Source organism: Streptomyces sp. NPDC047000, from assembly GCF_040644295.1.
GTDB lineage: Bacteria > Actinomycetota > Actinomycetes > Streptomycetales > Streptomycetaceae > Streptomyces.
Genome location: NZ_JBEYWE010000009.1, coordinates 148628 through 167976, shown reverse-complemented (window position 1 = coordinate 167976; position 19349 = coordinate 148628). Strand labels below are relative to the sequence as shown.

Genomic DNA, 19349 nt, shown 5'->3' with positions numbered 1-19349 from the left:
CATCCCCACCCGCCCCCGCCTCACTCCTCCCGCAGCTCCAGCAGCTGCTCCGCCTCCGCCCGACGGGCCAGGACCGTCTCGTCGGCCCCGTCCCCGTCCCCCTGGAAGCCCTCGTACGCCGCCAGCACCGCCCGTGCCCGCCCCACCGCGGCCGCGGACCGCCCCAGATCGGCCTCCAGCCACCCCGCGGCGAGCTCCGCACCGGTCCTGGCGTGCAGGCCCTCCGCGCCCAGGGAGGCGAACACCGCCGCCGCCTCCGCCATCTGGGTCAGGCCCGCCTCGAACGCCGCCCGGATCGCCCCGTCCTCCGCGTCCTCGGCCACCGACCGCGCCAGCAGGTCCCCGAACTGCCGGTGGGTGTGCCCGAGCTCGGCGACCAGCCGGTGCCGCGTCTCCTCGTCGTCCGCCGCGTCCGCACCGGCCTGGCACTCGTCGAGCGCCTCCGCCATCAGCTCCCGCGCCCCGCCGACGCCCGCGTCCGTGTTCAGCGCCAGCCACGCGCGGGCCCGCAGCGAGCGGACCAGACCGTGCACATTGCCGACCCCGCGCCACAGTTCGCCCGCGCGCGCGTAGGCGCGGTCCGCGTCGTGGGAGAGGTCCGCGCGGCTGAGCGACTCGGCGGCGAGATGGGCGAGCGTGGCGTGATCGTGCTGCTCGGGCCAGTGCCGGGCGATCCCGGCGGCCTGGAGGCGCCGTTCGGCGGCCGCCCGGTGCTCGCCGAGGGCGCCGAGACAGTCGCCCAGCCACCACAGCGTCTGCACGACCGCGCCGTCCCCGTGCGTCTCGGCGTTCAGATCCGGCAGTGCCGACTCCAGCACCTCCGCCGCCTCCGCGTACCGGCCCTGCCGCAGCAGGAACCCGCCGAGCATGTGCCGCGCCCAGGCGCCCAGTGTCGGCCCCTGACCGGCCTCGTCGGCCCAGTGCGCGGCCTGGAGGGCCTGTTCCGCGGCCTCCAGCGCCTCACCCCGCTCACCGACCAGCTCGGCCAGCTGGAGGTGCAGCTGGGCCCGCCCGGTCGCCTCCACGTACGGTCCGCCGAGCTCCAGGGCCGCGCGCACCGCCCGCTCGGCCTCCGCCATGTCGTCCAGCTGATGGGCGAGCGCGGCCACCCGCACCTCGTACTCCACCGCGAACCACGGCAGCCCCGCCGCCGTGAACTCGCCCACCGCCCGCCGGAACAGCCCCGCCGCCCGCTCCGGGTCCCCGTGGAACTCCGCGAGCTCCGCGAGCATCGCCTGCGCCTCGGCCGACCGGGACGCCAGCCGCACATCGCTGCCGGTGTGCCCGCCGACCAGCGCCTGCAGCTCCCGCACCGCCCGCTCGGCGGCCTCGGCGGCACCCTCCGCCGCCTCCGCGCCCCCCGGGCCCGCGGTGCCGTTCTCGTGCTCCTCGTGCAGCCGGCGCATCAGGATCCGCGCCCTGCTCATCAGCACCGACGCGGTCTCCCGCACCCCGGTGCCCTCCTCGGCGTACAGCGCGAGGATCCCGTCGTACGGTTCCGCGACCGCCGTGAGCGCTCCGGCGGTGTCGCCCGCCAGCGCCCGCACGTACGCCCCGCGCGCGCGTGCGGCGAGCGACTCGCCGGTGTCACCCGCCTCGGCGTACAGCCGTGCGGCCCGCTCGAACAGCGCCACGCCGTCGGGACCGCTCGCCATCGCCTCGTGGTCGGCGAGCTCCGCGCGCGTGCGCGCGTCCGGTTCCGCGTCCTCGGCGGCCCGCGCGACCGCTTCCCACGCCGCCATGGCGTCCGGCTGGAGGGTGTCCGACAGCCGGCGCGCCTCGGCCAGCAGCCCCGCCAGGTCCCGGCCCGCCGCCGGAGCCGGGGCGGGCGCGGGCGGCGGCGCGCCCGGGACGCCGCCGGCCGGGCGTGTCGCGCGCACGCCCAGCGGCAGCCGGTCCGCCAGCGGCTCCTGCGCCATCCGCGCGCGCGTCCGGTCACCGACGTACGACGTGCCGTTGCGCGCGTCGAAACGCGCCGCGAGGGCCAGCGCCTCCGCGCGCGCGTGGGCGGCGAGTTCCCGCGCGGTCCGCTCCTCGCCCCTGCCGCCCGGCACCCGCCGGTCGCCGAGCCCCAGGGCGGTCAGCCGGTCCATCAGCAGCGCCACCACCGCCATGAAGTCCAGACGGCTGCGCGGCTGCCCGGTGTCCGTGAAGTACGCGGGCCGCTCCGCGAGCAGTTCGAGCCCGCGCGCCTCGTTGCCGGTCAGCGCGCAGAACTCGACATGGTCCGCGAAGGCGCCGCGCATGCTCTCCATCGGCCGCACCAGCCGGAAACCCCGCAGATGGTGGGCGCGCGCCTCGTCGAACCGGCCCAGCCTGAGCAGCGGCGCCAGCGACGACGCCAGCACGGTGTGCGGCTCGTGCGCACAGGTGAACTCGCCGTCCAGCACCGGCCCCCACAGCTCCAGCGCCTCGGCGTCCCGCCCCCGCCGCGCCTGCCAGCCGCCCTGCCCGTGCAGCTCGCAGGCATGGCAGTCGGCCATCGAGTCCCGCTCGGCGGCCAACCACGCCGCGTACGCCCGCTCCGCGCGCGGGATGTCCCCCAGATGCGCGGCGACACTGAACTCCGCGCTGCGCACCGCCCGTTCGGAGTGACCGGCCAGCCGGTAGCGGTGCTCCATCTCACCGAGCCACTTCTCGATCGAGGCGAGCGGCACATGCGGCTGGTCCAGCATCCCGGCCGACATCCACTTGAACACCCAGTGCAGCGAGTGCGTCTCGTACTCGTCGAAATCCCCGGGCCGTTCGTCCCACAGGCGCAGCAGCCGCGCGAAGGGGACGAACATCTTGTCCTTCTCGGAGCTGTAGTTGTAGACCTTCAGCTGGTGGCCGAGCGCCTCGATCACGGCGAGCGGGACGTCCAGCCGTTCGGCCGCGGCCAGCAGCCGCTCCGCGCGCGCGTTGCGCGCCGGGCCCTCCGGCTGGTCGGAGTTCTCCGCCATCGCCCGGCGCAGCGCGTCGAAATCGGTGATCTCATCCATCAGTGGCCGTCCTCCCCGTGGGTGGCCCATTCCAGCAGCCCGATGAACGCCCGGTTCAGCAGCGCCGAGTCGGCCGGCCGCAGCGGGCGCTGGGCCATCAGCAGCGCCTGCCCGTACAGCGACTCGGTGGCGGTGCCGATCAGCTCCGGGTCCTTCAGCGCGCCGATCCGGCGGATCAGCGGGTTGAGGTGGTTGAGCACCAGACGCGCGCGCGGCGCGCTGCCGCGCAGCGAACCGAGGATGCCCGCCCACAGGTCACCGGCCTGCTCCTCGGCGTCGGCGCGCGCCTGCTCGTGCCGGGCCGAACGGTCGTCCAGATGCAGCGCGGGCACCGACAGCGGGTGGAAGGCGCGCAGCACGACGTCGCAGCCCAGCGTGTCCAGCCGGGCCCGCGCCACCGCGAGGAAACCCGCGAGCGCCAGTTCCTCCGCCGGGCCGACCGGGTCCAGATGCGCGGTCACCGTCTCCGCGTCCAGCTCCGCGACCACCGTCCCCGGCCGCACCGACGGCAGCGCCTCGACGAGTTCGCCGTCGTAGGTGTAACCGCCGTTGATCACGCCGACGCCCTGCGCGGAGGCGATCGGGGCGACCTGCCGGTACTCCTCGACGGTCCGGGTGAAGTGCACCACCGGGTGGCGCTGCGCGAACTCCTCCAGCGACAGCCGCCCGTCGGTCGTCTCGAACGGCAGCCACGGCAGCATCGTGCGCAGCATCTCCCGGTCGTGCCGCGCCAGGGACTTCACCCCCAGGTGGTGGACCGCGAGGAACGCGGCCAGCCGTTCCGGGTCACCGGCGGCGAGCCCGGTGAGCCAGGAGCGGATCCTTTCCCCGAGCGCCTCCCGTACGGCGGCGAGCGTCTCGTCCTCGTACAGCGACTCGCGCGACGCCGTGGGGCGCAGACTGTCCGTGTCCAGGACGCAGCGCACGAAGAACGCCCAGTCCGGCAGCAGCTGTTCGGCCCGCTCGGTGAGCAGCATGCCCTTCAGGTGCACCCGGTGGCCGGCCCGCTGCGCCGGGCTGACCGCCGACGGCAGCACGTACGCCACGCCGCGGATCCCGGCGACCGGCACGTCCAGCGGAACCGAGTCCAGCGGCGTGAACCCGAACAGCTCCTGGCAGTGCCGGGCCAGCGCCCCCCGGCGCGCGGCGGGGGAGGGGTAGGGCCGGTCCCAGGGGGCGGGCAGCTCGGTGACGGCCGCCTCGCCCACCCGGACGTCGTACGGCAGCAGGGAGCCGAACTCCCGCGCCAGCGCCAGCACCCGCTCCTCCGCGAGCCACTCACCGGCCCCGGCGCGCGCCACCAGATGCACGGTGGTGCCCGGTTCGGTACGGGCCGAGGAGGGCAGGGTCCGCACGGTGTACGAGCCGTCGTCACGCGCCGTCCACTCCACCGGCGGCGCGTCGGGCGTACGGCTGCTGCGGCTGACGACCCGGATCCGCTCGGCGACCACGAAACAGGCCAGCAGGCCGATGCCGAACTGCCCGAGGAACCCCGAGCGGGCCTCCTGGAGCCCGTCGGCCCGCTTGGAACTGCGCCCGATGGTCGCCAGCAGGCTGTGCACATCGGACTCGGTGAGCCCGATGCCGCTGTCCTCCACCCGCAGGGAGCCGCCCTCGGCGTACAGCCGCACCCGGGCCGGGGCACCGGGCTCCTCGGCCAGCCGGGCGGTGACGGCGTCGACGGCGTTCTGCAGCAGCTCGCGCAGATAGACCCGCGGACTGGAGTAGAGGTGATGGGAGAGCAGGTCCACCAGACCGCGCAGGTCGACCTGGAAGGTGTGAGGAGACTGAGGGGAAGGGGATGCCTGGGATGACTGAGATGTCTGGGAGTCCATCGTGGCAGCGCCGGTGGGGAGACGTACGACGGCGCGGGGTCGGGCGGTCCCGTGTGAGGCGGCGACCGCGTGGAGGGCCGGAGCGCGTCATCCTACGGCGCGGGAAGCGCGGCTGACCAGGGGATTCCCGAGACATATACGGCGATGTCAGCGGCGTGGTGTGCAATGGATCCCGTGCCCGCACTGGAACAACCGCTGAAGAACGAGGTCGGCCCCGCCACCGCGAAGGTGATGGCCGAGCATCTCGGCCTGCACACCGTGGGCGACCTCCTGCACCACTACCCCCGCCGGTACGAGGAGCGCGGCCAGCTCACCCACCTCGCCGACCTGCCGATGGACGAGCACGTCACGGTGGTCGCCATGGTCGCCGACGCCCGGCTGCACACGTTCGCCTCCGCCAAGGCGCCGCGCGGCCGGGGCCAGCGCCTGGAGGTCGTCATCACCGACGGCAGCGGCCGCCTCCAACTGGTCTTCTTCGGCTCCGGGGTGCACAAACCGCACAAGGAACTCCTGCCGGGCACCCGGGCGATGTTCGCGGGCAAGGTCTCCGTCTTCAACCACCGCCTCCAGCTCGCCCACCCCGCCTACGAACTGCTGCGCGGGGACGGCGGCGCCGGGGAGACGGCGGGGGCCGCGGAGGCGGTGGAGTCGTGGGCCGGCGCCCTGATCCCGCTCTACCCGGCCACCGCCAAACTGGAGTCGTGGAAGATCAGCAAGGCCGTCGACACGGTGCTCTCCCGGGCCGGTGAGGCCGTCGACCCCCTGCCGGAGTCCCTCCGCGAGGGCCGCGGACTGCTCTCCCTCCCGGAAGCCCTGCACCGTATCCACCGCCCGCGCACCAAGGCCGACATCGCCGCCGCCCGTGAACGCCTGAAGTGGGACGAGGCGTTCGTGCTCCAGGTGGCCCTCGCCCGCCGCCGGCACGCCGACGCCCAGCTCCCGGCCGTCCCGCGCCGTCCCGCCCCCGACGGTCTCCTCGCCGCCTTCGACGACCGGCTGCCGTTCACCCTCACCGAGGGCCAGCGCAAGGTGACGCAGGAGATCTTCGCCGACCTCGCCACCGACCACCCCATGCACCGCCTCCTGCAGGGCGAGGTCGGCTCCGGCAAGACCCTCGTCGCGCTGCGCGCCATGCTCGCCGTGGTCGACGCGGGCGGCCAGGCCGCGATGCTGGCCCCCACCGAGGTCCTCGCCCAGCAGCATCACCGGTCGGTCACCGAGATGATGGGCTCGCTCGCCGAGGGCGGCATGCTGGGCGGCTCCGAGCACGCCACCAAGGTCGTGCTGCTCACCGGCTCCATGGGCGCCGCCGCCCGCCGCCAGGCCCTGCTCGACCTCGTCACCGGCGAGGCGGGCCTCGTGATCGGCACGCACGCGCTGATCGAGGACAAGGTGCAGTTCCACGACCTCGGCCTCGTGGTCGTGGACGAGCAGCACCGCTTCGGGGTCGAACAGCGTGACGCGCTGCGCGGCAAGGGCAGGCAGCCGCCGCATCTGCTGGTCATGACGGCCACACCGATCCCGCGCACCGTCGCGATGACCGTCTTCGGCGACCTGGAGACCTCCGTCCTCGACCAGTTGCCGGCCGGCCGCTCGCCCATCGCCAGCCATGTCGTCCCGGCCGCCGACAAGCCCCACTTCCTGGCCCGGGCCTGGGAGCGGGTGCGGGAGGAGGTGGCGGCGGGACATCAGGCGTACGTGGTCTGCCCGCGGATCGGGGACGAGGAGGAGGACGGGGCGAAGGCGGCGGCGAAGCGGAAGTCCGCGGAGGACGAGGCGGAACGGCGTCCGCCGCTGGCGGTGCTGGACATCGCGGAGCAGCTGTCTGGCGGGCCCCTCGCCGGGCTGCGCGTCGAGATCCTCCACGGGCGTATGCCGCCGGACGACAAGGACGCGGTGATGCGGCGGTTCTCGGCGGGCGAGACGGATGTGCTGGTCGCGACGACGGTGATCGAGGTGGGGGTGAACGTGCCCAACGCGACCGCCATGGTGATCATGGACGCGGACCGCTTCGGTGTCTCGCAGCTGCACCAGCTGCGCGGCCGGGTGGGCCGTGGCTCGGCCCCCGGCCTGTGCCTCCTCGTCTCCGAGATGCCGGAGGCGAGCCCGGCCCGCGCCCGCCTGTCCGCTGTCGCGGCGACACTGGACGGCTTCGAGCTGTCCCGCGTCGACCTGGAGCAGCGCCGTGAGGGCGACGTGCTGGGCCAGGCCCAGTCCGGGGCGCGGACCAGCCTGCGGGTCCTCGCGGTGATCGAGGACGAGGAGATCATCGCGGAGGCGAGAGCGGAGGCGGTGGCGCTGGTCGCCGCGGACCCCGCCCTCTCGAAACTCCCCGGCCTCCGGACGGCCCTGGACGCCCTCCTGGACGAGGACCGCGAACAGTACCTGGAGAAAGGCTGACCCCGCCCCGACACGCGACTCCGCCGCCCACCCGCACCCGCCCGCTCCGCGTCGCGAGGCTGTGCCGACACGCGGCCCCGCCGCGCACCCGGCCCCGGCGCACCCGGGCGTCCCCGGCCCCCAGGGGCGCGGGGCTGTGCCGATATGCGGCTCCGCCGCGTGTGCGCGCCCAGCCGCTCCGCACCCGTACCCGAACCGCGTCCCCAGCCACCCCCCAGGGGCGCGGGGCTGTGCCGATATGCGGCTCCGCCGCGTGGGCGCGACCAGCCACGGCGGACCCGCACTCGCCGACGGCGAACCCGCCCCCGCCGCCAGGCGACCCGCCCCCGCCGGTAGGCGAACCGTCGGTGGGCGGCCCGCCTGAGAGACTGGGCGGGTATTCGCGAGATCGTAAAGGATCGAGAGACATGACCCGCGTGATCGCCGGCACAGCAGGAGGACGCCGCCTGGCCGTCCCGCAGGGACACGGCACCCGCCCCACCTCGGACCGCGCCAGAGAGGGACTGTTCTCCAGCTGGCAGTCCCTCCTCGGCCACCCCCTGGAAGGGCACCGCGTGCTGGATCTCTACGCCGGCTCCGGAGCCGTGGGCCTGGAGGCACTGTCGCGGGGCGCGGGACACGCCCTGCTGGTCGAGAGCGACGCGAGAGCCGTCCGTACCGTGCGGGACAACGTCCGCAGCCTGGGTCTGCCCGGCGCCGAGGTGCGGGCGGGCAAGGCCGAGCAGATCATCCGGACCACGGAGCCCGCACAGCCGTACGACCTGGTCTTCCTCGACCCCCCGTACGCCGTCACCGACGACGATCTCCGGGAGATCCTGCTCACACTCCGCGCCGGGGGGTGGCTCACGGCGGACGCCCTCGTCACCGTGGAGCGGAGCACAAGAGGCGGCGATTTCCGATGGCCGGCCGGATTCGAGGCGATCCGGTCCCGTCGCTACGGCGAGGGAACGTTTTGGTACGGTCGCGCCGCCTCCCCGTGCGAAGACGCACGATGACCGGACCGAGAGCGAGGGATCTCCAGTGCGCCGCGCCGTATGCCCCGGGTCGTTCGACCCGATCACCAATGGACACCTGGACATCATCGCCAGGGCCTCCAAGCTGTACGACGAGGTCTATGTCGCGGTGATGATCAACAAGTCGAAGAAGGGCCTGTTCGAGGTCGACGAACGGCTCGACCTGATCCGCCAGGTCACCGCCGAGTGCGGCAACGTACGCGTCGAGGCGTTCCACGGCCTGCTCGTCGACTTCTGCCGGCAGCGCGACATCCCCGCGATCGTGAAGGGGCTGCGCGCCGTCAGCGACTTCGACTACGAACTCCAGATGGCCCAGATGAACATCGGTCTGTCGGGCGTGGAGACGCTCTTCGTGCCCACCAACCCCACCTACAGCTTCCTGTCGTCCTCCCTGGTCAAGGAGGTCGCGACCTGGGGCGGCGACATCTCCCACCTGGTGCCGCCGGCGGTGTTCGAGGCGCTCGCCAAGCGCCTGCACCAGGACTGAGGCCCCGGCCCCGGTTCCGCACCAGGACCGCCCAGGGGCCGCACCGGGGTCGCCCGGAAACTGACAAACCGTCACCCGGTGCCCGGCGGTGAGCCCGGAGTCGTACAGTCGTCCCGTCCGTCTTCAACACATCGGCAGGAAGTGGCGAGCACACGGTGGACGTGCAGAAGAAGCTCGACGAGATCGTCACCACGGTCTCCGGCGCCCGGTCCATGCCCATGTCGGCCTCGTGCGTGGTCAACCGGGCCGAGCTGCTCGCCCTGCTCGAGGAGGTGCGCCAGGCGCTGCCCGGCTCGCTCGCGCAGGCCCAGGAACTGATCGGCGACCGCGACCACATGGTCGAGCAGGCCCGCCAGGAGGCCGACCGGATCATCGGACAGGCGCACGCCGAGCGCGGCTCGATCGTCTCCGACACCGAGATCGCCCGCCGCTCCCAGGCGGAGGCCGACCGCATCCTCGCCGAGGCCCGCCAGGAGGCCGAGGAGGTCCGCGCGGAGGCCGACGACTACGTCGACTCCAAGCTCGCCAACTTCGAGGTCGTCCTCACCAAGACCCTCGGCTCCGTGGGCCGCGGCCGGGAGAAGCTCCTCGGTACCGGCCCCGGTCTCGACGAGGAGGGCTACGAGGACGAGGACGCCCCCGAGCGCAGCCACGACCCGGAGACCCTGCGCCGCACCGCCGACGAGTACGTCGACGTCAAGCTCGGCGCCTTCGAGGCGGTGCTCGCCAAGACCCTGGAGGCGGTCGGCCGCGGCCGGCAGAAGCTGCACGGCCGGATCGCCTCGGACGACCTCGGCGCGCTCGCCGACGACACCACCACCTTCCAGCACTCCAGCGACGCCGACTACCTCGCCGACCTCGCCGCGCTGTCGGACCCCGCTCCGGCCCGCGCCGCCGCCTCCGCCGAACCGCGGCCCGTGATCCCGCAGCAGGCGCCCCCGCAGCCGCAGTACGACCAGCAGCAGGTCGCCTACGGCTACCAGCAGGACACCTACGCCGACTACACGCAGCAGGGGTACGGCGGACAGGACCCCTACGGCTACCAGCAGGCCGCCGACCCGTACGCCTACCAGGGCTACGACACCCAGCAGGGCGGCTACGACCCCGCCCAGGCCCAGCAGGGCTACGCCCAGCCCGCCCTGCCCCCGGCCCTGCCGTCCGCGCAGACCCTCGACGAGACCAGCCTCTTCGACACCAGCATGATCAGTGCCGAACAGCTGCGCGCCTACGAACAGGGCCGCGGCCAGGGCTGACCCCGCCCACCGGGCTGACCACCCGATTGGGCCGTGAGGGAAAGGTCCAGTATCCTGACTGTTCGGTCGCGTGTACGCCCGCGATCAGCGCTGCCCCGGAGCACCTCCGAGGCGGCGTCCCTCGGAGCCCGGAAGATCGAAAACAGGAATGGCCTCTCACACCCGTCTCGACCACCGCAACCCTCTCGTGTTCGACACACACGAGCTGGGCCGGCGTCCGGGTGCGCTGCAGCGCCTGACCCGTACCGTCGACGCCCCCCGGGACCTCGGTCTGCTGGGAGTCGTCGGAGTGCCGGAAGGCGCCCCGGTGGAACTCGGACTCCGGCTCGAGTCCGTCCTGGACGGGGTGCTCGTCACGGGCACCGCCCGTGCACGGGCCGAGGGGGAGTGCGTAAGGTGTCTGGAGCCGCTCGAGCTGGATGTCGAAGCGGAATTCCAGGAACTGTTCGCGTACCCCGACGCCGACGACCGGGGCCGTGTGATCACGGAACCGGGCGATGACGCCGAGGCCGACGAGGACAGGTACTTCCTCGAGGACGGACTCTTCGACCTCGAGCCTCTGCTGCGCGATGCGGTGGTGCTCGCACTGCCGATGCAGCCGGTGTGCCAGGAAGACTGCCCGGGACTGTGCTCCGAGTGCGGAGCCCGGCTCGCGGACGACCCGGACCACCACCACGACGCCGTCGACATCCGTTGGGCGGCACTGCAGGGACTCGCCGGAACCACGTCGGACGGCGAGAAGGACGAGATGAGCGGCGCCGGATCCGGTGCCGACGAGAAGCAGGAGAAGTAGCCGTGGCTGTTCCGAAGCGGAAGATGTCGCGCAGCAACACGCGCCACCGCCGGTCGCAGTGGAAGGCTGCGGTCCCCACCCTGGTTGCGTGCGAGCGCTGCCACGAGCCCAAGCTGCAGCACATCGCGTGCCCGTCGTGCGGCACCTACAACAAGCGCCAGGTCCTCGAGGTCTGAGCGGCTGGTGAGAGGCACCGTGTCCACGGCGAAGAAGAACGCCTCCCGCCCCGGCGGAAGCGACCCATCGGACCATACGGCCTCGTCCCACACGCTTCTGGAAGGGCGGCTCGGCTATCAGCTCGAGTCCGCCCTTCTGGTGCGTGCGCTGACCCACCGTTCCTACGCGTACGAGAACGGCGGTCTGCCGACGAACGAGCGTCTGGAGTTCCTCGGGGACTCCGTGCTCGGTCTCGTCGTCACGGACACGCTGTACCGCACCCACCCCGACCTGCCCGAGGGCCAGCTGGCCAAACTGCGGGCCGCGGTGGTCAACTCGCGTGCGCTGGCCGGGGTGAGCCGCGGGCTCGATCTCGGCGCCTTCATCCGGCTCGGCCGCGGTGAAGAGGGCACGGGTGGCAGGGACAAGGCATCCATCCTCGCCGACACCCTGGAAGCGGTGATCGGCGCGGTCTATCTCGACCAGGGCCTCGACTCGGCGTCCGAGCTGGTGCACCGGCTCTTCGACCCGCTGATCGAGAAGTCCTCCAACCTCGGAGCCGGCCTGGACTGGAAGACCAGTCTCCAGGAGCTCACCGCGACCGAGGGGCTCGGTGTGCCCGAGTACCTGGTCACGGAGACCGGTCCCGACCACGAGAAGACCTTCACTGCTGCCGCCCGCGTCGGAGGCGTCTCGTACGGCACCGGCACCGGCCGCAGCAAGAAGGAGGCGGAGCAGCAGGCCGCGGAGTCCGCCTGGCGGGCCATCCGGACCGCTGCGGACGAGCGCGCCGAGGCGGCCGGCAACGCCGCCTCCGACGGCGCGGACCCCTCGGCCCCCGCCTCTGTCTGACGGTTCACGGCAGTGGTGACACCTGAGCGCCCGCCCCGGCCACCGGGGCGGGCGCTCAGGCACCGCACGATCTGTTCACGGGGGTCCCGATGCCCGAACTGCCCGAGGTCGAGGTGGTGCGGCGCGGTCTGGAACGCTGGGTCGCCGGCCGTACGGTCACCGACGCCGAGGTGCTGCACCCGCGCGCCGTACGCCGTCACCTCGCCGGTGCCGACGACTTCGCGCACCGGCTGAAGGACCAGCGCGTCGGCGTGCCCCGCCGCCGCGGCAAGTACCTGTGGCTGCCCCTCGCCGGTACCGGCCAGGCCGTCCTCGCCCACCTCGGCATGAGCGGCCAGCTGCTCGTCCAGCCGGTCACCGCGGCCGACGAGAGACACCTGCGCGTCCGCGTCCGGTTCGCCGACACGCTCGGCACCGAGCTCCGCTTCGTCGACCAGCGCACCTTCGGCGGGCTCTCCCTGCACGACACCACCCCGGACGGGCTGCCCGACGTCATCGCGCACATCGCCCGTGACCCCCTCGACCCGCTGTTCGACGACGAGGCGTTCCACCAGGCGCTGCGCCGCCGCCGCTCCACGGTCAAACGCGCCCTGCTGGACCAGTCGCTGATCAGCGGGGTCGGCAACATCTACGCGGACGAGGCGCTGTGGCGTGCCGGGCTGCACTACGAGCGCCCGACGGCGACCCTCACCCGCCCCCTCACCACCCGGCTCCTCGGCCATGTGCGGGACGTGATGAACGCGGCCCTGGCCGTCGGCGGCACCAGCTTCGACAGCCTCTACGTCAACGTCAACGGCGAGTCGGGCTACTTCGACCGCTCGCTGGACGCCTACGGCCGGGAGGGTCTGCCCTGCCGGCGCTGCGGCACACCGATGCGGCGCCGCCCGTGGATGAACCGGTCGAGCTACTTCTGCCCGGCGTGTCAGAGGCCGCCGCGCGTCCCGTCGTAACGTTCCCGCGCCGTCAGGACGTCGTCCATACGGCCCTCCACGAAGCGGATGAGACCCAGCAGCCGCCGGGCCACCTCATGGCCGAGCGGGGTCAGCTCGTAGTCCACCCGGGGCGGATTGACCGGCTGGGCCTCGCGGTGCACCAGGCCGTCGCGCTCCAGGGCGTGCAAGGTCTGGGACAGCATCTTCTCGCTCACGCCGTCGACGCGGCGGCGCAGCTCGTTGAAGCGCAGCGACCCCTCGGACAGCGCGCCGAGCGTGAGCGCGCCCCAGCGTCCGGTGACATGCTCCAGCGTGCCGCGCGACGGACAGGTCTTCGCGAACACGTTGTACGGGAGGTCCCGCGGCTCCTGCTCCGCCAGCGGCTCCCGCTGCTCCTGCTCCTCCGGCGTGCGGTTCATGACCCAAGCGTACGTGAGCACAGCGCAAACCGACAGGTTGCACTAACCGGGAGTTAGCGCAACCTGTCCGCCGCCGGTCTAGTAACCGAAGTCCTGCGTCCACCAGGGGCCGCCGGACCCGAAGTGCACACCGACGCCCAGGGTCTTGAAGTCGCAGTTCAGGATGTTCGCCCGGTGTCCCTCGCTGTTCATCCAGGCGTCCATGACCGCGGCGGCGTCCGCCTGACCCCGGGCTATGTTCTCGCCGCCCAGGTTGGTTATCCCGAGCTTCGCCGCCCGGTCCCACGGAGTGGCCCCGCTCGGATCGGTGTGGTCGAAGAAGTTCTGCTCGTCCATGGCGACGCTGAAGTTCTCGGCGAGCGTCGTCAGCGAGCTGTTCGCGGCGACCGGGCTGCAGCCGACCTTGGCCCGCTCGACGTTGACCAGCCTCAGCACCTCCGCCTCGGCGGCGGCCTCCGCGGAGACCGTCACCGGGGCGGCGGTCTTCTTGGCGGGGCTCGACGTCTTCTGCGAGGTGGGCGCCTTGGTCTGCTGGACGGCCTTCTTCGTCGGCGTGGCCGAGGGCTTCTTCGTGGCCGTCTCGCTGGGCGAGGCCGACGCCGACGCCGAGGCGGACGGGCTCGCCGCGGGCGACGCCGCGCGGCCGGCGGTGCCGCCGCCCCCGCTGCCGGTGCCGGTGCCGGTGCCGGTGGCGGCGTTGCCGGACGTGCCGCCCTGCTGGGTAGCCGAGTTGGTGGGCAGGTTCGCCGCCTGCACGTTGTCGCCGGAACTGCTGCTGCCGCCGCCGATGCGGTAGTTCTGGAGTCCGGGCACCGCGCCGGTGGCCACCGCGGCGGTGCCGATGGCGACGGCGGCGGACACGCCGAGCAGTCCGGTGCGGACCGGGGTGCCCGCCTTCTTCTTGCGGCGCCGGTGCGCGCTGCCCTCGTCGCCCTCGCCGGGCAGGAACCGCGGATCCGTGACGAGGGCGGTGCCGGTGGCCCGCGCGTACTCGTCGTCGGTCGCGTAGAGGTAGTCGTGGCTCTCTTCGTACGTTCCGCCCTGCGCCCCGGGCTGGAGATAGGGAGCGATCCCCAGGGGTGGCGGGTCGCCCTCGTACGCGAAGTCGTGCGGGTCGTGGCTGCCCGTGTACGAGCCGTGCGTCTCAGTGACCCCCGTGGCGCGGCCCGTGGCGGCGCGGCCGGCGTCGGAGCGTCGGTGGCGTCCCATGTCCTGGCCTTCCTCGTCCTTGCGGTCAACCCCACCTCATCCGATCGGCTGTGCGGTGTAAGCCGCATCACACGATCGAGTGAGTTTCATATGAGATTCATTGGGTGGGGACGGTACCGCATGACAGGCGGGGCGGATGTGCCCGGGGAGACTTCCGCCCGCTAAGTTGCAGACATGAGCGAGCATGTAAGGCTGGTCGCCTGGGTAAGGGGGAGCGTCCAAGGTGTGGGTTTCCGGTGGTTTACGCGTGCCAAGGCTCTGGAGCTCGGCGGGCTGAGTGGCTTTGCTCTCAATTTGGCCGACGGACGCGTCCAGGTCGTCGCCGAGGGGCCCCGGGCGCGGTGCGACGCTCTCCTCGAATGGCTCCGGAACGGCGACACGCCCGGACTGGTGGACGGTGTCACCGAGATCTGGGACACACCTCGCGGCGGTTACGACGGCTTCGCCATCCGCTGAGCCGATGGGGCCCGATGGGTGACGGCGGAGGGGGAAGCGCCGGGCGGGTCTGCCGGTGGCAACTGCCCCGGTGGAAACGGCCTGGTGGTTGTCAAGAAGGGTGCTCCGTGGCAGGCTGCGCAGCCACGAATGATCGTCGCCCGATGAGGGCCCCGGAGGAGCAGGAGCGCCGCCGTTTCCCGGCCGCGCGTCACCGGGCTGCCCGCCGTACCGCGCGTGATCGTGTTGACCGTCAAACTTTTTGGTGAGACGCTGAAAGCCCCGCGCACCTTAACTGTTTGGCATGCAGAACAGCAGAGCAACACTCGAGTGTGCCAGGCACTCCGGGTGCGAATCCCTCACGACCCACACCGATTCGGTCGGTCACTCAGTGTGGAGGACCATCCATCATGGCAAAGGCGCTTCTCGGTTACGTCGGCGGCTCCGATCCGCGACTCCTCGCCGAGATGCGACGGCTCCAGCAGCGCGTACAAGATCTGGAATCCGAGCTCGTACGGATCCAGACGGAGAACGACGCACTGCAGGCTGCCGCTTCTCACGACGCGCTTCTGGAGAGCATCGACGCACGCCAGGCGGAGCCTGCGCTCACCTGATCACCGTAGTGCCGCACAACGGCATACGCGGTGTTCGGGCCGCCCGTATCAACCGCTTCAGTTGTCAGAGTCGCACCGTCAGATCTGCACCGTCAGAGCTGCATCATCAGAGTTGCAAGGGACGCCTGCCCCGGCGTCCCTTTTTCTTTCCCCCGGATCCTTCACCGTCTTTAACGTGTGGTCTGCCCTGCGCGTTCAACCGCGAAACCGCCGGGTCGCGACGGTTCATGGTGTGAGACAGCCGTCGGACACCGGTCGGGCACCGGTCGGGCACCGGCCGGACAGTGGTCAGATAGCGGTGGGATAGCGGACGAAAGGTAGAGTCCGACGGCGTGCACCTCAAGGCCCTGACCCTCCGCGGCTTCAAGTCGTTCGCCTCGGCGACCACGCTCCGGTTCGAGCCGGGGATCACCTGTGTCGTCGGCCCGAACGGCTCCGGCAAATCCAATGTGGTGGACGCGCTGAGCTGGGTGATGGGGGAACAGGGCGCCAAATCGCTGCGCGGCGGAAAAATGGAGGACGTGATCTTCGCCGGCACCACCGGCCGCCCGCCGCTCGGCCGCGCCGAGGTGTCCCTGACCATCGACAACACCGACGGCGCTCTCCCGATCGAATACACCGAGGTCACCATTACGCGGATCATGTTCCGCAACGGCGGCAGCGAATATCAGATCAACGGGAACACCTGCCGTCTCCTGGACATCCAGGAACTCCTCTCCGACTCCGGTATCGGCCGCGAGATGCACGTCATCGTCGGCCAGGGCCAGCTCGATTCCGTCCTGCACGCCGATCCCACCGGCCGCCGGGCCTTCATCGAGGAGGCGGCGGGCGTCCTCAAGCACCGCAGGCGCAAGGAGAAGGCGCTCCGAAAACTCGACGCCATGCAGGCCAACCTCGCGCGCGTCCAGGACCTCACCGACGAACTGCGCCGCCAGCTCAAGCCGCTGGGCCGCCAGGCCGCCGTGGCCCGCCGCGCCGCCGTCGTCCAGGCCGATCTGCGCGACGCCCGGCTGCGCCTGCTCGCCGACGACCTCGTACGGCTCCGCGAGGCGCTCCGGGCCGAGGTCGCCGACGAGGCCGCGCTCAAGGAACGCAAGGAGACGGCCGAGCGGGAACTGCGGGACGCCCTCCGCCGCGAGACCCTGCTGGAGGACGAGGTACGGCGCCTCACGCCACGTCTGACGAGCGCCCAGCAGACCTGGTACGAGCTCTCCCAGCTCGCCGAACGGGTGCGCGGCACCGTGTCGCTGGCTGACGCCCGGGTGAAGAGCGCCACCTCCGCGCCCCCCGAGGAACGCCGCGGCCGCGACCCCGGCGACATGGAGCGCGAGGCCGCGCGCATCCGTGAACAGGAGGCCGAGCTGGAGGCGGCCCTGGAGGCGGCCCGGCGGGCCCTGGAGGACACCGTCGAGCACCGCGCCGAGCTGGAGCGCGAACTCGCCGTGGAGGAACGCCGCCTCAAGGACGCCGCCCGCGCCCTCGCCGACCGGCGCGAGGGCCTCGCCCGGCTCAGCGGCCAGGCCGGCGCCGCCCGCTCCCGCGCGGCCGCCGCCCAGGCCGAGATCGACCGCCTGGCCGCCGCCCGTGACGAGGCCCAGGACCGGGCCGTCGCAGCCCAGGAGGAGTACGAGGCGCTCCGGGCCGAGGTCGACGGGCTCGACGCCGGGGACGCCGAACTCGCCGGACGGCACGACAGCGCCAGGGCCGCCCTGCGCGAGGCCGAGACCGGGCTGAACGCGGCCCGCGAGGCCGTCACCGTCGCCGAACGCCGGCGTGCCGCGACCCGGGCCCGCCACGAGGCACTCGCCCTGGGACTGCGCCGCAAGGACGGCACGGGCGCGCTGCTCGGGGCACAGGACCGTCTCTCCGGGCTGCTCGGCCCCGCGGCCGCGCTGCTCACCGTCACCCCGGGCCACGAGACGGCACTGGCCGCCGCCTTCGGCGCCGCCGCCGACGCGCTCGCGGTGACCGGCCCGGCGGCCGCCGCCGAGGCCGTCCGCCTGCTGCGCAAACAGGACGCCGGGCGCGCCGCCCTCCTGCTCGCCGGCACCCCCGAGGAACCGGCCGCCGCACCCCCCGGCCCGGACGGGCTGCCGTACGCCGCCGACCTGGTGCGCGGCCCCGGTGAGCTGCTGCCCGCGGTACGGCGGCTGCTGCGCGGGATCGTCGTCGTCGGCACCCTCGACGACGCCGAGCACCTCGTCCGCACCCACCCGCACCTCACCGCCGTCACCGCCGAGGGCGATCTGCTGGGCTCCCACTTCGCGCACGGCGGCTCCGCGGGCGCGCCGAGCCTGCTGGAGGTCCAGGCGGCCGTGGACGAGGCCGCCGCCGAGCTCGCCGGACTGGCCGTACGGTGCGAGGAACTGGCCGGGGTCCAGCGGGCGGCCGGGGAGCGGCGCACGGAATGCGCCGCGCTGGTCGAGGAGCTGGGGGAGCGGCGGAGGGCCGCCGAGCGGGAGAAGTCGGCCGTGGCGCAGCGGCTGGGACGGCTCGCGGGCCAGGCGCGCGGCGCCGCCGGTGAGGCCGAGCGGTCCACCGCGGCGGCGGCGCGGGCCCAGGAGGCGCTCGACAAGGCCGTACTCGATGCCGAGGAGCTGGCCGAACGGCTCGCGGTGGCCGAGGAGCTGCCCCACGAGGAGGAGCCCGACACCTCCGTACGGGACCGGCTCGCCGCCGACGGTGCCAACGCCCGCCAGACCGAGATGGAGGCCCGCCTCCAGACCCGTACCCATGAGGAACGGGTCAGGGCGCTGGCCGGACGCGCCGACTCCCTCGACCGGGCCGCCCGCGCGGAACGCGAGGCACGCGCGCGTGCCGAGCAGCGGCGGGCCCGGCTGCGGCACGAGGCGGCCGTGGCGACGGCGGTCGCCTCCGGCGCCCGGCAGCTGCTGGCGCACGTCGAGGTGTCGCTCGGTAGGGCCGGGCGGGAGCGGGCCGCCGCCGAGGCCGCCAAGGCGCGGCGCGAGCAGGAACTGGCCGCCGCCCGGGGCACCGGACGGGACCTCAAGGCCGAGCTCGACAAGCTCACCGACTCGGTGCACCGGGGCGAGGTGCTCGGTGCCGAGAAGCGGATGCGGATCGAGCAGCTGGAGACGAAGGCGCTGGAGGAGCTGGGTGTGGAGCCCGCCGGGCTCGTCGACGAGTACGGTCCGCACACACCGGTGCCGCCCTCCTTGCCCGCCGAGGGCGAGGAACTCCCGGAGGACCCCGGGCATCCCCGCAACCGGCCCAGGCCGTTCGTGCGGGCCGAGCAGGAGAAGCGGCTCAGGGCCGCCGAGCGCGCCTACCAGCAGCTCGGCAAGGTCAATCCGCTCGCCCTGGAGGAGTTCGCGGCGCTGGAGGAACGCCACAAGTTCCTCAGCGAGCAGCTGGAGGACCTGAAGAAGACCCGTGCCGACCTCCTCCAGGTGGTGAGGGAGGTCGACGAACGTGTCGAGCAGGTCTTCACCGAGGCCTACCGGGACACCGCCCGGGAGTTCGAGGGCGTCTTCAGCCGCCTCTTCCCCGGCGGCGAGGGCCGTCTCGTGCTGACCGATCCCGGCAACATGCTCACCACCGGCGTGGACGTCGAGGCGCGTCCGCCGGGCAAGAAGGTCAAGCGGCTGTCGCTGCTGTCCGGCGGGGAGCGGTCGCTGACGGCGGTCGCGCTGCTGGTGTCGATCTTCAAGGCGCGGCCCAGCCCGTTCTACGTCATGGACGAGGTGGAGGCCGCCCTCGACGACACCAACCTCCAGCGGCTGATCCGCATCATGCAGGAGCTCCAGGAGAGCTCCCAGCTCATCGTGATCACGCACCAGAAGCGCACGATGGAGGTCGCCGACGCGCTGTACGGGGTCTCCATGCAGGGCGACGGTGTGTCGAAGGTCATCTCCCAGCGGCTCCGCTGACGGGTACACGGTCTGTGGCCCCGTTCACCTGCATTCCCTTTGTCACTTCACTTGTTGAACGATGGTCGCGGGCTCTGTCG

General features: G+C 72.8%; 15 protein-coding genes. 11 read left to right on the top strand and 4 right to left on the bottom strand.

The genetic code is table 11. The annotated features are described in order from the left end of the window. Positions 1-20: 20 nt before the first annotated feature. Complete coding sequence (locus ABZ862_RS17165) at positions 21-2981, bottom strand: tetratricopeptide repeat protein (protein WP_360958557.1); 2961 nt, start codon at positions 2979-2981, stop codon at positions 21-23. Beyond that, positions 2981-4816: an HSP90 family protein gene (locus tag ABZ862_RS17160; RefSeq protein ID WP_360958554.1), complete on the bottom strand. Its 1836-nt coding sequence runs from the start codon at positions 4814-4816 to the stop codon at positions 2981-2983. Before ABZ862_RS17160 ends, ABZ862_RS17165 begins: the two co-directional genes overlap by 1 nt. Positions 4817-4981: 165 nt before the next feature. Between ABZ862_RS17160 and recG the strand changes: the two genes are divergently transcribed. From recG to mutM, 8 genes are all read left to right on the top strand, one after another. Further along, a complete protein-coding gene (recG, locus tag ABZ862_RS17155; protein WP_360958551.1) occupies positions 4982-7216 on the top strand; it encodes an ATP-dependent DNA helicase RecG in 2235 nt (744 codons plus the stop codon). 407 nt (positions 7217-7623) lie between these two features. Continuing rightward, the gene (gene rsmD / locus ABZ862_RS17150; protein ID WP_360958548.1) at positions 7624-8211 is read left to right on the top strand and encodes a 16S rRNA (guanine(966)-N(2))-methyltransferase RsmD; all 588 of its coding nucleotides are present in this window, start codon (positions 7624-7626) and stop codon (positions 8209-8211) included. 25 nt (positions 8212-8236) lie between these two features. Further along, positions 8237-8716, top strand: a complete 480-nt coding sequence (gene coaD, locus ABZ862_RS17145) for a pantetheine-phosphate adenylyltransferase (protein ID WP_360958545.1) — start codon at positions 8237-8239, stop codon at positions 8714-8716. 155 nt (positions 8717-8871) lie between these two features. Next, a complete protein-coding gene (locus tag ABZ862_RS17140; RefSeq protein WP_360958542.1) occupies positions 8872-9969 on the top strand; it encodes an ATP synthase F0 subunit B in 1098 nt (365 codons plus the stop codon). A 148-nt stretch (positions 9970-10117) separates the two neighbouring features. Continuing rightward, complete coding sequence (locus tag ABZ862_RS17135) at positions 10118-10762, top strand: YceD family protein (RefSeq protein ID WP_360958539.1); 645 nt, start codon at positions 10118-10120, stop codon at positions 10760-10762. 2 nt (positions 10763-10764) lie between these two features. After that, positions 10765-10938 carry a 50S ribosomal protein L32 gene (gene rpmF / locus ABZ862_RS17130; protein ID WP_007493396.1) on the top strand — a complete coding sequence of 58 codons (174 nt, stop codon included), beginning with the start codon at positions 10765-10767 and terminating at the stop codon, positions 10936-10938. Positions 10939-10957: 19 nt separating this feature from the next. Next, on the top strand, positions 10958-11770 hold the full coding sequence (rnc, locus tag ABZ862_RS17125) for a ribonuclease III (protein WP_360958805.1): 813 nt from the start codon (positions 10958-10960) through the stop codon (positions 11768-11770). An 89-nt stretch (positions 11771-11859) separates the two neighbouring features. Continuing rightward, positions 11860-12720 carry a bifunctional DNA-formamidopyrimidine glycosylase/DNA-(apurinic or apyrimidinic site) lyase gene (gene mutM, locus ABZ862_RS17120; protein WP_360958536.1) on the top strand — a complete coding sequence of 287 codons (861 nt, stop codon included), beginning with the start codon at positions 11860-11862 and terminating at the stop codon, positions 12718-12720. Here mutM and ABZ862_RS17115 read toward each other — a convergent pair. Together ABZ862_RS17115 and ABZ862_RS17110 are read right to left on the bottom strand one after the other, a co-directional pair. Beyond that, positions 12693-13121, bottom strand: coding sequence for a helix-turn-helix domain-containing protein (locus tag ABZ862_RS17115; protein WP_360958533.1), 429 nt, complete (start codon positions 13119-13121; stop codon positions 12693-12695). The two genes, mutM and ABZ862_RS17115, sit on opposite strands and share 28 nt — an antisense overlap. Positions 13122-13199: 78 nt before the next feature. Next, entirely contained in the window at positions 13200-14330 is a 1131-nt protein-coding gene (locus ABZ862_RS17110) for a CAP domain-containing protein (RefSeq protein WP_360958530.1), read from the bottom strand. A gap of 174 nt (positions 14331-14504) precedes the next feature. Here ABZ862_RS17110 and ABZ862_RS17105 point away from each other — a divergent pair, with 174 nt between their 5' ends. The 3 genes from ABZ862_RS17105 to smc all read left to right on the top strand — a co-directional run bounded on the left by ABZ862_RS17105 (position 14505) and on the right by smc (position 19269). Next, positions 14505-14786 (top strand): acylphosphatase, encoded by a 282-nt coding sequence (locus tag ABZ862_RS17105; protein WP_360958527.1) that lies wholly within the window; start codon positions 14505-14507, stop codon positions 14784-14786. A 389-nt stretch (positions 14787-15175) separates the two neighbouring features. After that, on the top strand, positions 15176-15379 hold the full coding sequence (locus ABZ862_RS17100) for a hypothetical protein (RefSeq protein WP_360958524.1): 204 nt from the start codon (positions 15176-15178) through the stop codon (positions 15377-15379). 332 nt (positions 15380-15711) lie between these two features. After that, a complete protein-coding gene (gene smc, locus ABZ862_RS17095) occupies positions 15712-19269 on the top strand; it encodes a chromosome segregation protein SMC (RefSeq protein ID WP_360958521.1) in 3558 nt (1185 codons plus the stop codon). Positions 19270-19349 lie beyond the last annotated feature (80 nt).

Bases quoted from the DNA above. Each gene is read 5' to 3' on its own strand.
- ABZ862_RS17165 (WP_360958557.1), bottom strand. From the start codon at position 2,981: ATGGATGAGATCACCGATTTCGACGCGCTGCGCCGGGCGATGGCGGAG.
- ABZ862_RS17160 (WP_360958554.1), bottom strand. From the start codon at position 4,816: ATGGACTCCCAGACATCTCAGTCATCCCAGGCATCCCCTTCCCCTCAG.
- recG (WP_360958551.1), top strand. From the start codon at position 4,982: ATGGATCCCGTGCCCGCACTGGAACAACCGCTGAAGAACGAGGTCGGC.
- rsmD (WP_360958548.1), top strand. From the start codon at position 7,624: ATGACCCGCGTGATCGCCGGCACAGCAGGAGGACGCCGCCTGGCCGTC.
- ABZ862_RS17135 (WP_360958539.1), top strand. From the start codon at position 10,118: ATGGCCTCTCACACCCGTCTCGACCACCGCAACCCTCTCGTGTTCGAC.
- mutM (WP_360958536.1), top strand. From the start codon at position 11,860: ATGCCCGAACTGCCCGAGGTCGAGGTGGTGCGGCGCGGTCTGGAACGC.
- ABZ862_RS17115 (WP_360958533.1), bottom strand. From the start codon at position 13,121: ATGAACCGCACGCCGGAGGAGCAGGAGCAGCGGGAGCCGCTGGCGGAG.
- ABZ862_RS17110 (WP_360958530.1), bottom strand. From the start codon at position 14,330: ATGGGACGCCACCGACGCTCCGACGCCGGCCGCGCCGCCACGGGCCGC.
- ABZ862_RS17105 (WP_360958527.1), top strand. From the start codon at position 14,505: ATGAGCGAGCATGTAAGGCTGGTCGCCTGGGTAAGGGGGAGCGTCCAA.
- ABZ862_RS17100 (WP_360958524.1), top strand. From the start codon at position 15,176: ATGGCAAAGGCGCTTCTCGGTTACGTCGGCGGCTCCGATCCGCGACTC.